A 15,174-nucleotide genomic window follows, 5' to 3' on the forward strand; every position below is an offset into this window, starting at 1 on the left:
GGGCAGCGTATGTTTGGTATTTATGCTGCGTTATCGCCTATTTATGGGGAGTAACTACACTTCATAGGCTCCGCCTTGCCTAAAAACCAAACATACTGCTGCAAATTCACCCACCAAAGAACAACGCGCCCTAATATAAACGACTGCCCCAATTTAATTTAGTACGTAAAACGTTGTAGTAGGAGTAATTTTTAGGATGAATTAAGCGCAGCTGTTTATCTGCTTTTTTAATAACTACTTCATCGCCAGGTAAAACAGCAAGTACAACATGGCTGTCGCAACTTACTTGCAGGCTATCGGTGTTTTCTAGGCTTAACTTTAAGCGCACTTCATTATCAGCATCAACCACTAAAGGTCTGCTTGATAAAGTATGAGGGAACATTGGCACTAATGAAATTGCATTAAGCTCGGGTGTTAATATAGGCCCTCCACCCGACAGAGAATAGGCCGTAGAGCCCGTAGGTGTTGATACAATCAAACCATCAGAACGCTGAGAAAACACAAAGTCGTTATTAATAAATGCTTCAAATTCAATCATGTGAGCAACTTTGTCGGCATGAAGCACAGCTTCGTTTACCGCTGAATTCGCACTTTTTAGTTCGTTATGACGATATACTTCTACCTCTAGTAAAAAGCGTTTCTCTTCGAGGTACTCACCACTAAGTACTTGTTCAAGGCTTGCTTCAAATCCTTCTGGATTTAAGTCAGTTAAAAAGCCTAAATTTCCTCTGTTAACACCAATTACCGCTATATTAAAACGTGCCAGTACTCGAGCGGCACCTAACATATTGCCATCACCACCAACTACTATAGCTAAGTCTGCTTGTTCGCCTAAGTCGACTAATTTAACAAGTTTATCTTGAGGGATATCGTCTAACTGGCTTCCTGTACGTTTTTCTACTATTACCTCAAAACCTAACGCGAGTAAAAAAGTATGTAATCGCTGAAGTGTTGCTGCTGCACCAGGGTGATTAGGTTTACCAATAAGGCCAATAGTTTTAAAAGTTGAATCCATAATGTACGCACATAAAGAGTTAATATTCGTAGAGTAACCCAAAAGAGAAGTGTTTGAAAATACAGATTATAGCAATATTACAAACCTTCAATTTTATTGCTAATGAGTTAAGTAAGTGACTTGAATTACAACCAAATGCCCCGATATCTCTTTCATGCAACAAGATGTAGATAACATGAAACTAAACCCAAGAGATCAGCAAATTTTTTCAGCTGTTATGAACATGTACTGTAATGGTGAAGGCCTCCCAGTTCCGTCAACAAAAATTGCTAAACTTAAAGGTATGGCAGTGTGTTCGGCAACGGTACGTAACGCGATGGCTCGACTTGAAAAAATTGGCTTACTTTATTCGCCTCATACTTCTGCGGGCCGAGTCCCTACAACACAAGGGTTTGATTACTGGTTTGATGAATATTTTACGCTCGGTGATATTGCAAATTATTGGCAACCTGAGCAAGCACAATTAGTTGAACTAGCACACGGACTTAGTCAAAAGTATCAAGTGTGTTGTTGCGTTGGGTTACCCCAAGCAAGCTCTCAGCAAGTGTTTAGAGTAGAAGTACTTGATTTTGACTCAACGGATTGGCTTATTTTATTAATAGATAGAGCAGGGCAGAGTCATAATATTTGTATTGATAAACCGCATGACTCTTCAGATAGCGTACGTTATCAATTTGCTACGTGGTTAAATACCGTTTTTAGCCAGCAAACCCTAATGGAAGGCCTTTATAGAATGCAGGCTATGGCTAATACTGCACCTAATAATTGCCACGATTCATTAACTCAGTGGACGCGTCAGCTTAGCCAAAAGCTAGGTTCTGATAACAGCATTGTAGTGGGTGAAAACTATTTATATAAAAAAATAGACTGCGAACAAAATCTAAATATTGGCGTGTCGTTTTTAAATTTTGTTGAAGATAAGCTTGCCTTTAAAAATGGTGTATCGGTTTTAAATACGGGTAAATTACCTTTTACAGAGTGCGATGAACTTATTGTGCTTAGTGTTCCGTATTTTCAAAATCAAGAATACCAAAGCCGCTTTTGCGTAATTTGCCCTAAATCGGCGCAAATTGAAGAAATAATCCAAGAATTTAAATTATTAGAGTCATCTAACTCTTGAATCTTTTTATTCAATCCCCATAATTACCGCAGTTGTAAAGAATTGGAGCACGTATTTTATGTCTGAGCAGACAAAAAACCCTGAGCAAGAAGTAGAACTAAACGAAGAAGTAGCTCAAATGGAAGCTGATGTTGAAGCAGCAGTAGAAGCCGCAGAGCAACATGAAGCAGATCAAGAGCAAAGCCCTGAAGCTGAAATTGCGATGCTATATGCAGAGCTAGAAGCTGCAAAACAAACTATTGCTGATCAAAAAGACAGTGTAGTACGTGCAGCAGCTGACGTTGACAACATTCGTCGTCGCGCAGCACAAGATGTAGAAAAAGCTCACAAATTTGCACTAGAGAAATTTGCTAACGAATTACTACCAGTTATTGATAACCTAGAACGCGCTATTGAGTTTTCTGATAAAGAAAACGAAACATTAAAGCCGTTACTAGAAGGTATTGATATGACGGTTAAAAGCTTTAACGATGCCGTTGCTAAATTTGGCGTTGAAATTGTAAACCCACAAGGCGAGCAATTTAACCCAGATTTTCATCAAGCAATGTCTATTCAGCCAAGCAACGATGTAACGCCAAATACAGTATTAGCTGTAATGCAAAAAGGCTACACGTTAAATGGCCGTTTATTGCGCCCAGCAATGGTTATGGTTTCAAAAGCGGCTGATGCTTAATTTAGCCCTTTAACACGTTTAAAAAATGCCTCAAATTGAGGCATTTTTTTTGTCTAATTTGTAGTGAATTAACTGCACAAGCATAGTTAAAAGTACAGCACTAAACATCAAGCTCGAAAACGGAACAGAGCTTTTAGCGTGCATTAGCGCAAGTAGTGGTCCAACTAATGCGCCACTGCCAAAACGAAGTGTGCCAATTACAGCTGTGGCAGTTCCTGTGTTTTTTTCAAATTTCATTAATATTAGTGAGTCGGCATTACTTGCGGTCACCCCTAAACTCATCATCAACGGCGCAATGGCAGCCACAATATAATATAAAGAGAGGTGTAATAAACTAAAAGTTAGTAGCGCCAGCCCAGATATAAACCCGCAAGCAAGCCCTATATACAGCATCTTACGAGAGCCAATCCTTGGTACAATTCGGGTGTTTAAAAAGTTACCAAACATAAGTGCCATAACGTTAAAGGCAAATAACACACCAAACAATTGCTCAGATACTTTATATAAATCTAAATATATAAATGGTACTGAGGTTAAAAAGCAAAAAAAACCAAATGATACAAACATAGAGCTTAAAATGTCTGCTCGAGCATCTTTATTACTAAGCACGGTTTTATAGCTATCAAAAAATAGGGCTAGGCCTTTTTTCTCGTTTGTGTGAATGGGTATATCAATTAAATGCACTTGTACAAACGCAAGGATCACAAAACTGTAAGCTGCCAGTACTAAAAATATACTAGACCAAACAGAAAACCCTAATATAAATGAGCCAACAGAAGGAGCAACTAACGGCGCTACCATCATAATCATTGACACATACGACATACCTTTAGCCGTATTTTGCTGATATATATGCCTAATTACACCTGGCACAACCACTGTGGCTGCTGCACCTGTAAATGCTTGCACAGCCCTTAGTGCCCAAAAGGTATGTATTTCAGTGGTAAATGCCAGTGCTACAGAGCTTATACTAAACAAAGTTAAGCCAATACGCGCGAGTTTTCTGCGGCCAATTTGATCGGCTATAGGGCCAAAAAATAACATACCTAATGAGTAACCCGCCAAATAGATACTTAACGAAATTTGTACATTTGGCATGCTGGTTTGTAAATCGTTCGCAATTACCAGCATGGCGGGTAAATACATATCTATTGCCAAAGGAGTAATTGCCACAATACTGGCTAATAAAGGTAATAAAATACGGGTATTAAAAGACGAGGCTGAGGCGTCCATGAATAAACTCAACAATCACTAAAAACAAGGCCTATAGTGTAACAGGGCATTGGGGGTGTATAAACTTAGCTTGCTAAGTTAATAAAAATAAATTATCAAGCAATACAGTGCAAAGATTCTAAACTGGCACTGTGTTTGCTATTCTACACACAATAAAAAATAACGACTTGAGAGAAAATACCATGAAAAAACTAGTACTTGCCGTATTAGCAACTGCAGTTTTAGCAGGCTGTAAAACATCACCAACAGGACGTACGCAAATTGCACTTTATTCAGATCAACAAATGAGTGAAATGGGCACCGCTAGCTTTGCCGAAATGAAAACGTCTCAGCCAATAAATAAAGATGCTAAAACAAATTCTTATGTAAATTGTATTGCTGAAAAAGTAGTCGCTGTTTTACCTCAAGAATATGCGTCGCAAAATTGGGAAGTAGTGGTATTTGAAGATGAATCTGCTAACGCTTTTGCACTACCTGGTGGTTATATTGGTGTACATACGGGCTTATTAAAAATAGCCACCAATCAAGACCAGTTAGCAACAGTATTAGGGCACGAAGTCGGGCACGTAATAGCAGAGCACTCTAATGAGCGTGTTTCACAAAGCTCAATTTTAGATACTGGAATGCAATTAGGTAGCGCTGCACTTGAAATGGGCAATATTCAATACCGTAACGAAATAATGCAGGGTCTAGGGTTAGGCGCACAATACGGTGTTGTTTTACCTTTTAGCCGCTCACATGAATCTGAAGCAGACGAAATTGGTTTAGATTTAATGGCTCAGGCCGGTTTTAACCCACAAGAGTCGGTAACGCTTTGGCAAAATATGAGCGCCGCAGGCAGCGGTACAACCCCTGAGTTTTTATCTACTCACCCAGCGCCAAGTAACCGCATTAAAAATTTACAAGCGCAAATGAGCAAAGCTCTTAGTGAGCAAAGCACCGCTAAATCTCAAGGCAAAAACCCGCAGTGCACACTGTAGTTATGCGTTTTATTAGTTAAAGTTGTACACGTTTAGTATTAATGCGTAATTAATATAAAACCCCTGTAAGTATTTTACCTACAGGGGTTTTGTTTTATTTTTTAAGCGTGGTTATTCAGCAGCAAGTGCTTGTTTAAATACAGTTTTAAAGCGTTCAAAATCTTCTATTTGTGGTAAATGCCCTAAATTATCAAGCTCATATAATTTAGCATTAGGGATAAGCGATGCAGCATTTTTGCCTAATTTATCGTAACGGCCGAGCTCATAATCTACACCGTCTTTTTTCCAGTTTCGGCCGGGCCCTGTTCTATCGCGGGTGCCAATAATTAACTTAACTGGCACAGTAAAGTCTTTAAATTCTGTAATTACCGGTTGTGTAAAAATCATATCGTACGTTTTAGCGTTAACCCACGCCATTTGCTCTTTATCTGGGCCTTGTATTTGCCCTGTAATAAAGTCGGTTAATGCTGAGTATGTGGCGTTCCACTTTCCATCGTAATAGTTTTTTTGTTGATAACGTTTAACACCTTCAGGTGTTTTTGCTAATTCGTTTTTATAGAAAAAATTAGTATCTTTGTAATCTACATATTGTAAGTAGTTTTCAAGCCCTATTGGGTTAAGTAAAATTAGTTTAGTTGTTGTGCTTGGGTACATTAATGCAAAGCGACTTGCCAACATACCGCCCATAGAATGGCCAACTACAATCGTTTCTTTTAAATTAAGAGAGTCAATTAACGCATGTGTATGATGGGCAAGGGCAGCAAAAGAATATTGATAGTTGGTGGGTTTAGATGATTTACCAAAGCCAATTTGATCAGGAATTAACACGCCAAAGCCAAGTGATTGTAGGTACTGCGCTGTAGTCGTCCAATAATCAGCATTAAAGTTTTTACCGTGCATAAGCGTTACAGTAGGCATATTTTCTTTGGTAGGCTTTAGGTAAATATACGCCATTTTAAGAGACTGCTTTTGTGATTCAACGCTAAAGTAATTTACTTTAAAATCATATTGATAACTGCTTAAAAGCGCATCGTAAGATAGAGACTCTGTATTTACTTCACTGCTTGCTAAAGCATTATTAGTTAAAGCTAACAAAGCAGAAAAACAAATAACTTTAATCGATGACATGTTGATACTCCTAGTAAGGCAAGCGTGTGGCTTAAATGAAGTACGACAATAGCTAAGTATTAAACACTGTTCAATTAAATACTTTTCATGGCATAAAAAAAGGAGCACTTAATAGGGCTCCTTTTTATGTAATTTTAACGCAGTGTGATTGCTTAAAATGTCCACTCTACATGTATTTGCGGAACTGACTCTGTGACCTCAGTACCTAGCTTGTTGTGCCAGTATTGAAGCTCCATACCAAGTAGTAAGGTATTTTCTTTCATTTCAAATGCATGACCCATATCCCATACTAAAATAGGCTGTGCGAGTATCCACGCTTCTACATCGTTACCAAATTCGTCTTCACGTTCAGCAATATATTCGGCGTGGCCTTTAAAGCTAAATTTTTGTGAGCCAATAGTAAAAGGGTATTCAAAAGCAACATCAAGCATCCAGCTATTTGTTTCAATAGGTGCGCCGCCTTTGGCTACACCTTCACTGTCGTCAATGTAGGCTGTTACTAACGTTTGAAAAAAGTTAAACCCGGGTACATCCCAGCTTAACTTAACGCCCGGCAAGTATTTCATCATTTTAGCGTCGCCAGCTACGTTAATACCGCCGGTAAGGCCAACATCTAATAATGCGCCTGCGCCAATTTTTTCACCGCTAATGGCCGATAAGCTTACCGTAGAATACCATTCGCCGTAAAAATCGCTATCTTGATAGCCGTCAGTTGTATCGTCTTTACTGTAATCGATAAAAAAGAAGTTATCGCCGTAATCGTAACCCGATGCATGTTGAATAGAGTAAACAGTGGTATCCGACTCTTGCTCAGTAAATGGGTTTTTTTGATCGCCATTATTAATATGTAATGCTGTGCTGCTCCAATTAGCGGCAAAAGCAGAAGACGATAAAGCAATTGATGAAAGGGTAACGAGAGGAAGTAATTTTTTAAATTTCATATCTGTATTTAACTATAATTTTAGTGACACGCGAAGGCGCGCATTATAGCAAAAGTGATTGATATGTAGAGTGTTATTTTAACATATGTTGCAGCTTACTTGTTTAGCTGCAACATATAAAGACTCGTTTGTTATGCTTTGTTGCGGCGCAAACAGATTATAGTAATTGCCGTAAACGCTAAAATAAAGCAGTAGTATGATGAAGTAGATACTTCCCACGGGCTAATTTTAAATGTAGCACCGAGTAATAAGGCTTGTGCGCCATAAGGCAGTGAACCCTGCGTTACACAGGCAAATATATCAAGTAAACTTGCAGAGCGCTTACCGCTTATTTCGCCGTCATCAGCAAGCTTTTTAGCAATAGGGCCGGCAACAATAATAGAAACCGTATTATTAGCTATACACACATTACTTGTTAAAACTAAAGCCGCAATACCTAGTTGATCAGCCACTTTACGATGCCATTTAGCGATTATTTTAGTAATCGCTTGAATTTTTTGAGCAATATAATCAAGGCCGCCATTAATACGAATAAATTCAGATAAGCCACCAATAAACATAGAAAGTAAAAATATTTCCTGCATATCAGTAAAGCCTTTGTATATGTCTTTTACAAAGCTTGCACCTTCATAGCTGCCGGTAAAGCCCATTAAAGCAGCAAAAACAATACCGCTAAATAACACTACAAATACGTTCATACCCGCAACAGCCAGTATTAAAATAAAGGCATACGGCAGTACTAATAACAAATCGTAATCTTTCGTTTCTACGGCTTGTGGTGCAGGTGTTAAATATAATAATAACGCGATGGTGAGAACGGCTGCGGGCACGGCTATTTTTAAGTTTTCTTTAAATTTATCTTTCATTTCACAGCCTTGCGTACGAGTAGCTGCAATAGTGGTATCAGAAATAATAGATAAGTTATCGCCAAACATAGCGCCAGATACAATAGTACCGGCCATTAATGCAGGGTCGATGCCTGTTTTAATAGATACCGCATAAGCTATTGGGCCTATAGCACCAATAGTACCCATTGAAGTACCCATAGCCGTAGATACAACCGCAGCAATTAAAAATAAGCCTGGTAGTAACAAAGCGGGAGGAATAAGCGATAAACCTGCGTTTACAACAGCATCAACACCACCGGTTGCACTTGCCACAGCCGAAAAGGCACCCGCAAGTAAGTATATTAAACACATGGTAATAATGTTGTTGTGTCCAGCACCTTTAATAAAGGTTTCTACACATTGATTTACCGTGCCTTTATTTAAAATAAACGCAAGCATAATGGCTGGCAAAATAGCAACAGGTGCGGGGAGTTGGTAAAACGCGTAATCAACCCCTTGCGATTGCAAGTATAAACCTGAGCCTAAAAATAGCGCTACAAAGGTAAGTAGGGGGAGTAAAGAAAGTATTGCTTTGTTTTTATTAAATGATGGCTGCATCATATTCCTCATAACCAGTAAAATTTATCACAGCCAAAACTCCTCTTTTAGCTGAATTTAGCAGTACAACTTTTTATTTTAAAAAGTTGTTAGCCGCAGCGTCCGCAAGCCAAAGACCAAATCGACGCGAAAGAGAAGTTTAAATGTATAGATGGCTAAAGTAAACTGGTATTGTTATTATTATAAAATTAAAAGGTCACCTGACTATTGCATGACTTTTAGATAATATCTATAAAGCAACGCGATTTTCAGCGATTAATATTTATCCAGCTGCATAAAAATACCCACCTGCGTATTTTGCAATGTCCGGATATATGGCTAATAAACGGATTCAAATTAAATTAGGTAAAAACCATGACTACAAATCGAATAGGTGTTTTTGGTGCTAACGGCAGAATGGGCTTAGCCTTATTAGAAGCCGCGACAATTAAAGAGCAAACACAACTTACAGGCGCATACGTTCGTAGCAGTTCATCGTTATTAGGTATTAATGTAAATCAAGTAAATAGTGCAGCCGATAGCGCTGTAAGCTTTAGTGTTGAAAGCGAAGTGAATAATGTAGATGTGTTAATCGACTTCACATTGCCACAAGGTATGCGTAATCACTTAAAAACAGCGGTTGCGCAAAAGCTACCTATGGTAATTGGTACCACAGGGCTGAACGCTGATGATATGGCGCTTTTGAACGATGCGGCAAAGCACATTCCGATTGTATTTGCCCGCAATTATAGTGTTGGCGTAAACGTGCTATTAAATTTGGTACAAACAGCAGCTACTAAGTTTGGCGATGATTTAGATATAGAAATATTTGAAGCGCACCATCGTCATAAAATAGATGCACCATCGGGTACTGCTTTAGCTATTGGTGAATCAATTGCAGATGCAAAGGGCTGGAACCATGACGATGTTGCAGTATACGACCGCAGCCAAGTAGAAACGGCTAAATCGCAAAATGAAATAGGTTATTCGGTACTAAGAGGTGGAGATATAGTAGGTGAACATACCGCATACTTTGCCACAATGGGCGAAAGGCTCGAATTAACCCACAAAGCAAGTTCAAGAATGACCTTTGCACTAGGTGCTGTAAGGGCTGCATGCTGGTTGCAAAATAAACCGGCAGGACTTTATGATATGCAAGATGTGCTTGATCTTAAGTAGTTTAGTTACTTTTTTACCTGTTTGGGTCTAATTTCACCTAAAGCGACTTGTTTGTAACAATTTACCAAATAGTGTTAGACCTAAATAGTAACTTAATGTAGAATGCAGCCAATTTGCCAAAAATTACTAAATGCGTGTTTCCAATTATACCCAAGTGGCTAGTAAAACCAGGGGTTTCAGTGGGAATGAAAAGAGTTTTAGGCAAGAAAAAATGATTGAAGGTTTAGCGTTTTATATCGGCATCATTTAAGACTGCGTAAAACAATTTAAGCTCACAAAAATCTGGTTTTGACGATCCCTCTGGGTATTGGCGGGGTGCTAAGCAATTGCTTACTCCCGTTTTTTACTGTTAGGAGGTTTAACTTGACTAAATCCGCTCTGTTAGTCCTAGAAGACGGCACAGTGTTTCGCGGTACTGCAATCGGCGCTGACGGCATGTCAGTCGGTGAAGTAGTATTCAATACGTCTATGACTGGTTATCAAGAAATTTTGACTGATCCATCATACGCGGAACAAATCGTAACTTTGACGTACCCACATATCGGTAATACGGGTACCAACAGCGAAGACGAAGAAGCGAATCAAATATGGGCTAAAGGCCTAGTGATCCGTGATTTGCCACTGCTAGCAAGTAACTTTCGTAACGAGCAATCGTTAGATGATTACTTAAAAGAACGTAATATTTTAGGTATTGCGGACATCGACACCAGAAAGCTAACACGTATTCTGCGCGACAAAGGCGCACAAAACGGGTGTATTGTCGCTGGTAGCGAGCTAGACGAAAACAAAGCGTTAGAAGCCGCGCAAGCCTTCCCAGGTTTAAAAGGTATGGATTTAGCAAAAGTTGTCTCAACCAAGGAAAATTTTGAGTGGCGCGAATCAAGCTGGGCATTAGGCGAAGGATTTAAAACCCTAGATACCGCTGATGAAAAGTTTCATGTTGTTGCCTACGACTTCGGTGTTAAACGTAATATATTACGTATGCTAGTTGATCGCGGTTGTAAATTAACCGTCGTGCCAGCGCAAACCTCAGCAGCCGATGTGCTTGCTTTAAACCCAGATGGTATATTCCTATCTAATGGCCCTGGCGATCCTGAGCCATGTACTTACGCTATTGATGCAATTAAAGCCTTTTTAGAAACCGACACGCCTATTTTTGGTATCTGTTTAGGTCATCAGTTATTAGCCCTTGCCTCAGGTGCTAAAACAGCAAAAATGAAATTTGGCCACCACGGTGGTAACCATCCAGTAAAAGATCTAGACCGTGACGTAGTAATGATCACCGCACAAAACCATGGTTTTGCTGCAGATGAAGCGTCATTACCAAGTAACTTACGTGCTACGCACAAATCGTTATTTGACGGCACGCTTCAAGGTATTCATCGTACAGATAAACCAGCGTTTAGCTTTCAGGGTCACCCAGAAGCAAGCCCAGGCCCGCACGATGCAGCCCCATTATTTGACCACTTCATCGACTTGATGCAAGCGCGTAACAACTAATTTAACTGGAGTAATAATGCCAAAACGTACCGACATAAAAAGCATTCTTATCTTAGGCGCAGGCCCAATTGTAATTGGTCAAGCTTGTGAATTTGATTACTCTGGTGCTCAAGCGTGTAAAGCACTTAGAGAAGAAGGCTATAGAGTTATATTAGTTAACTCAAACCCTGCAACTATCATGACCGACCCAGAAATGGCCGATGCAACGTACATCGAACCAATTCACTGGGAAGTGGTAGAAAAAATTATTGAAAAAGAAAAGCCAGATGCAGTACTCCCTACAATGGGTGGACAAACAGCGTTAAACTGTGCGCTTGATTTAGACAAGCACGGTGTACTGGCTAAGCACGGCGTTGAGCTAATTGGCGCAACAGCTGATGCAATCGACAAAGCAGAAAACCGCGAACGCTTTGACGTAGCAATGAAGAACATTGGCCTTGAATGTCCTCGTGCTGAAATTGCTCATTCAATGGAAGAAGCTAAAGATACAATGAGCCGTATTGGCTTACCGTGTATCATTCGTCCTTCTTTCACCATGGGTGGCACCGGCGGCGGTGTTGCTTACAACATGGAAGAGTTTGAAGAGATTTGTGAGCGCGGTTTAGACTTATCGCCAACGAACGAATTATTGATTGATGAATCACTGATTGGTTGGAAAGAGTACGAAACAGAAGTTGTTCGTGACAAAAAAGACAACTGTATCATTGTGTGTACTATTGAAAACTTTGACCCAATGGGGGTGCATACAGGCGACTCAATCACGGTTGCTCCAGCACAAACATTAACCGACAAAGAATACCAAATTATGCGTAATGCCTCTATGGCAGTGCTGCGTGAAATTGGTGTTGAAACCGGTGGTTCTAACGTACAGTTTGGTATTAATCCAGAAGATGGCCGTATGGTTATCATTGAGATGAACCCACGTGTATCACGCTCATCTGCACTTGCTTCTAAAGCAACGGGTTTCCCAATTGCTAAAATTGCAGCAAAACTAGCAGTAGGCTACACGCTTGATGAGCTTCAAAACGATATTACTGGCGGTAAAACACCAGCGTCTTTTGAGCCTTCAATTGATTACGTTGTAACTAAAATACCTCGCTTTAACTTTGAAAAATTTGCCGGTGCTAACGACCGTTTAACAACGCAAATGAAATCAGTAGGCGAAGTAATGGCAATTGGTCGTAACCAACAAGAGTCATTACACAAAGCATTACGTGGTCTTGAAGTTGGCGCAACGGGTTTTAACCCAATTGTGGCACTTGATGACCCTAAAGCACGTGAAAAAATAATTCGTGAATTACGCGAGCCAGGCGCCGAGCGTATTTGGTATATTGCTGATGCAATGCGCCATGGTATGAGCGTTGAAGATGTTTACGAACTGACTAAAGTTAACCGCTGGTTCTTAGTGCAAATTGAAGACATTTTAAAAGACGAAGCTAAAATTAGTGACGTAGGTATGGCTGGCTTAAATGCAGACTTTTTACGCAAACTTAAGCGTAAAGGTTTTGCCGACCCGCGTATTGCTGAAATTGCCGGTGTTTCTGAAGCTGAAATTCGTAAAAAACGTCATCAACTAAACATTGTGCCAGTGTACAAACGTGTTGATACGTGTGCAGCAGAATTTAGCTCAGACACAGCTTACATGTACTCATCGTACGATGAAGAGTGTGAAGCAAACCCAACAGACAAAGACAAAATCATGGTTATCGGTGGCGGTCCTAACCGTATCGGCCAAGGTATTGAATTTGATTACTGTTGTGTACACGCAGCCCTTGCGCTTCGTGAAGACGGCTACGAGACCATCATGGTTAACTGTAACCCTGAAACGGTATCTACCGATTACGACACATCTGATCGTTTATACTTTGAGCCAATTACGCTTGAAGACGTACTAGAAATCGTCCGTGTTGAAAAACCAAAAGGCGTAATCGTGCAGTACGGTGGTCAAACACCACTTAAATTAGCGCGTGAGCTTGAAGCGAATGGCGTGCCAGTGATTGGTACTTCACCTGATGCGATTGACCGTGCAGAAGACCGTGAGCGTTTCCAACAGTTAGTAGAGCGTCTTGATTTACTACAGCCAGAGAACGCAACGGTAACATCAACTGAAGAAGCACTACTTAAATCAGTTGAAATTGGTTTCCCACTGGTTGTGCGCCCATCGTACGTATTAGGCGGCCGCGCAATGGAAATTGTATACGACGAGCAAGATTTACGTCGCTACATGACCGAAGCTGTACAAGCCTCTAACGAAGCTCCAGTATTACTTGACCGTTTCTTAGATAACGCAATTGAAGTTGACGTTGATGCAATTTGTGACGGCGAGCAAGTAATTATTGGCGGTATCATGGAGCACATTGAGCAAGCGGGTGTTCACTCAGGTGACTCAGCATGTTCATTACCAGCACATTCTTTATCTCAAGAAGTGCAAGATGTAATGCGCAAGCAAGTAACCGATATGGCACTTGAGCTTGGCGTAGTTGGCTTAATGAATACACAGTTTGCTGTAAAAGATGGCAAAGTGTACTTAATTGAAGTTAACCCGCGTGCAGCACGTACAGTACCGTTTGTATCAAAAGCAACCGGTGTTGCACTTGCAAAAGTAGCTGCGCGTTGTATGGCAGGTCAGTCTTTAGCAAGCCAAGGCATTACTAAAGAAGTCATTCCTCCATATTACAGCGTTAAAGAAGTAGTTTTACCATTTGCTAAGTTCCAAGGTGTGGATCCTATCCGTGGCCCAGAGATGCGTTCAACAGGTGAAGTGATGGGTGTTGGCGATACTTTCGCCGAAGCGTTCGCTAAAGCACAATTAGGTGCAAGCAACACTTTACCACGCGGTGGTCGCGCGTTACTATCTGTACGTAATAGCGATAAGCCTCGTATTGTAGAATTAGCCAAAACCATGACAGACCTCGGTTTTGAAATTGATGCAACCGGTGGCACTGCTGAAGCCCTAAAAGCAGCTGGTATTGAAGTACGCCGTGTAAACAAAGTATATGAAGGCCGCCCGCATATTCTTGATAACATCAAGAATAAAGAGTACAGCTATATCGTAAATACCACCGAAGGTCGCCAAGCGATCGAAGATTCGAAGGTGTTGCGTCGTGGTGCATTGCAAAACAAAACCAACTACACGACAACCTTGAACGCGGCATTTGCTAACTGTACTGCTAACCAAGCAGACGACCGTAGTAAAGTGACGTCAGTTCAAGAGCTACACCAGCGATTGAACTAAGGAAATGTACCAAGGCCATTAAGGCCTTGGTGTTAAGTGAGAAAAGTATGCAATCAATTCCGATGACAGTTCGTGGCGCAGATTTACTGCGCAAAGAGCTTAACGAATTAAAAACAGTTACCCGTCCTAAAATCGTAAATGATATTGCGATTGCACGTGAACATGGTGACTTAAAAGAAAACGCTGAATACCACGCAGCGCGTGAGCAACAGGGTTTTTGTGAAGGTCGTATTCAAGAAATTGAAGCGAAGCTTTCGAATGTGCAAATTATCGACGTAACTAAAATGCCTAATACGGGTAAAGTTATTTTTGGCACTACAGTGACTATCGTAAATGTAGAAACTGATGCCGAAGTAAAATACCGTATTGTAGGGGATGATGAAGCAGATATTAAAAACAACTTAATTTCTGTTAATTCGCCTATCGCGCGCGGTTTAATTGGTAAACAAACAGATGATGCTGTAACCATTAAAACGCCAAAAGGCGACGTTGAGTACGAAATCATTGACGTTGAGTATCTTTAATATTTAGCTCACTGTAATGTTTAAATAAAAACCGATGCATTTGCATCGGTTTTTTTATGTCTTAAATAAATAGCTATACTAATACCAATCCGCAATATTACTTAATCATTTTCAGGGGCTAAACGTGTCGCTATCTGCGTTAAAAAATTCTCATTTAGAACAACTAAATAGCGAATTTTTTGCCTTGCTATCAACACGTTTATCCATCCTCAAAATAGATCA

Annotated in this window: 12 protein-coding genes; 7 read left to right on the plus strand and 5 right to left on the minus strand. The window is 40.2% G+C overall.

Features of this window, described 5'->3' with window-relative positions:
• Window positions 1-130 precede the first annotated feature (130 nt).
• Window positions 131-1,015: an NAD(+) kinase gene (nadK, locus tag CWC11_RS12895; RefSeq protein WP_138683008.1), complete on the minus strand. Its 885-nt coding sequence runs from the start codon at window positions 1,013-1,015 to the stop codon at window positions 131-133.
• Window positions 1,016-1,169: 154 nt separating this feature from the next.
• Between nadK and CWC11_RS12900 the strand changes: the two genes are divergently transcribed.
• A complete protein-coding gene (locus tag CWC11_RS12900; RefSeq protein WP_138683009.1) occupies window positions 1,170-2,135 on the plus strand; it encodes an HrcA family transcriptional regulator in 966 nt (321 codons plus the stop codon).
• 58 nt (window positions 2,136-2,193) lie between these two features.
• Window positions 2,194-2,808, plus strand: coding sequence for a nucleotide exchange factor GrpE (gene grpE, locus CWC11_RS12905; RefSeq protein WP_104642409.1), 615 nt, complete (start codon window positions 2,194-2,196; stop codon window positions 2,806-2,808).
• A gap of 30 nt (window positions 2,809-2,838) precedes the next feature.
• Here grpE and CWC11_RS12910 read toward each other — a convergent pair whose 3' ends face one another.
• Complete coding sequence (locus CWC11_RS12910; protein ID WP_138683010.1) at window positions 2,839-4,041, minus strand: Bcr/CflA family efflux MFS transporter; 1,203 nt, start codon at window positions 4,039-4,041, stop codon at window positions 2,839-2,841.
• Window positions 4,042-4,223: 182 nt separating this feature from the next.
• Between CWC11_RS12910 and CWC11_RS12915 the strand changes: the two genes are divergently transcribed.
• Entirely contained in the window at window positions 4,224-5,021 is a 798-nt protein-coding gene (locus tag CWC11_RS12915; protein ID WP_138683011.1) for a M48 family metallopeptidase, read from the plus strand.
• Between the two features lie 111 nt (window positions 5,022-5,132).
• On the opposite strand, the gene CWC11_RS12920 is transcribed toward CWC11_RS12915, so the two are convergent.
• From CWC11_RS12920 to CWC11_RS12930, 3 genes are all read right to left on the minus strand, one after another.
• Complete coding sequence (locus CWC11_RS12920; protein WP_138683012.1) at window positions 5,133-6,149, minus strand: alpha/beta fold hydrolase; 1,017 nt, start codon at window positions 6,147-6,149, stop codon at window positions 5,133-5,135.
• A 152-nt stretch (window positions 6,150-6,301) separates the two neighbouring features.
• Window positions 6,302-7,090, minus strand: coding sequence for a nucleoside-binding protein (locus tag CWC11_RS12925; protein ID WP_138683013.1), 789 nt, complete (start codon window positions 7,088-7,090; stop codon window positions 6,302-6,304).
• A gap of 131 nt (window positions 7,091-7,221) precedes the next feature.
• On the minus strand, window positions 7,222-8,535 hold the full coding sequence (locus CWC11_RS12930; protein ID WP_138683017.1) for a Na+/H+ antiporter NhaC family protein: 1,314 nt from the start codon (window positions 8,533-8,535) through the stop codon (window positions 7,222-7,224).
• 354 nt (window positions 8,536-8,889) lie between these two features.
• Here CWC11_RS12930 and dapB point away from each other — a divergent pair, with 354 nt between their 5' ends.
• The 4 genes from dapB to greA all read left to right on the plus strand — a co-directional run bounded on the left by dapB (window position 8,890) and on the right by greA (window position 14,952).
• Window positions 8,890-9,693: a 4-hydroxy-tetrahydrodipicolinate reductase gene (dapB, locus tag CWC11_RS12935; RefSeq protein WP_138683014.1), complete on the plus strand. Its 804-nt coding sequence runs from the start codon at window positions 8,890-8,892 to the stop codon at window positions 9,691-9,693.
• A 363-nt stretch (window positions 9,694-10,056) separates the two neighbouring features.
• On the plus strand, window positions 10,057-11,193 hold the full coding sequence (carA, locus tag CWC11_RS12940) for a glutamine-hydrolyzing carbamoyl-phosphate synthase small subunit (protein ID WP_138683015.1): 1,137 nt from the start codon (window positions 10,057-10,059) through the stop codon (window positions 11,191-11,193).
• Between the two features lie 16 nt (window positions 11,194-11,209).
• On the plus strand, window positions 11,210-14,428 hold the full coding sequence (carB, locus tag CWC11_RS12945; RefSeq protein ID WP_138683016.1) for a carbamoyl-phosphate synthase large subunit: 3,219 nt from the start codon (window positions 11,210-11,212) through the stop codon (window positions 14,426-14,428).
• Between the two features lie 47 nt (window positions 14,429-14,475).
• Complete coding sequence (gene greA, locus CWC11_RS12950) at window positions 14,476-14,952, plus strand: transcription elongation factor GreA (protein WP_058549162.1); 477 nt, start codon at window positions 14,476-14,478, stop codon at window positions 14,950-14,952.
• Window positions 14,953-15,174 lie beyond the last annotated feature (222 nt).

Source organism: Pseudoalteromonas sp. S3178 (assembly GCF_005886985.1).
Classification (GTDB): domain Bacteria; phylum Pseudomonadota; class Gammaproteobacteria; order Enterobacterales; family Alteromonadaceae; genus Pseudoalteromonas; species Pseudoalteromonas carrageenovora.

Excerpts from the sequence above, each read along its gene's own strand:
- CWC11_RS12930 (WP_138683017.1), bottom strand. The coding sequence starts at position 8,535 with ATGCAGCCATCATTTAATAAAAACAAAGCAATACTTTCTTTACTCCCC.
- nadK (WP_138683008.1), bottom strand. The coding sequence starts at position 1,015 with ATGGATTCAACTTTTAAAACTATTGGCCTTATTGGTAAACCTAATCAC.
- carB (WP_138683016.1), top strand. The coding sequence starts at position 11,210 with ATGCCAAAACGTACCGACATAAAAAGCATTCTTATCTTAGGCGCAGGC.
- greA (WP_058549162.1), top strand. The coding sequence starts at position 14,476 with ATGCAATCAATTCCGATGACAGTTCGTGGCGCAGATTTACTGCGCAAA.
- CWC11_RS12920 (WP_138683012.1), bottom strand. The coding sequence starts at position 6,149 with ATGTCATCGATTAAAGTTATTTGTTTTTCTGCTTTGTTAGCTTTAACT.
- CWC11_RS12925 (WP_138683013.1), bottom strand. The coding sequence starts at position 7,090 with ATGAAATTTAAAAAATTACTTCCTCTCGTTACCCTTTCATCAATTGCT.
- CWC11_RS12910 (WP_138683010.1), bottom strand. The coding sequence starts at position 4,041 with ATGGACGCCTCAGCCTCGTCTTTTAATACCCGTATTTTATTACCTTTA.
- CWC11_RS12915 (WP_138683011.1), top strand. The coding sequence starts at position 4,224 with ATGAAAAAACTAGTACTTGCCGTATTAGCAACTGCAGTTTTAGCAGGC.
- CWC11_RS12900 (WP_138683009.1), top strand. The coding sequence starts at position 1,170 with ATGCAACAAGATGTAGATAACATGAAACTAAACCCAAGAGATCAGCAA.
- dapB (WP_138683014.1), top strand. The coding sequence starts at position 8,890 with ATGACTACAAATCGAATAGGTGTTTTTGGTGCTAACGGCAGAATGGGC.
- grpE (WP_104642409.1), top strand. The coding sequence starts at position 2,194 with ATGTCTGAGCAGACAAAAAACCCTGAGCAAGAAGTAGAACTAAACGAA.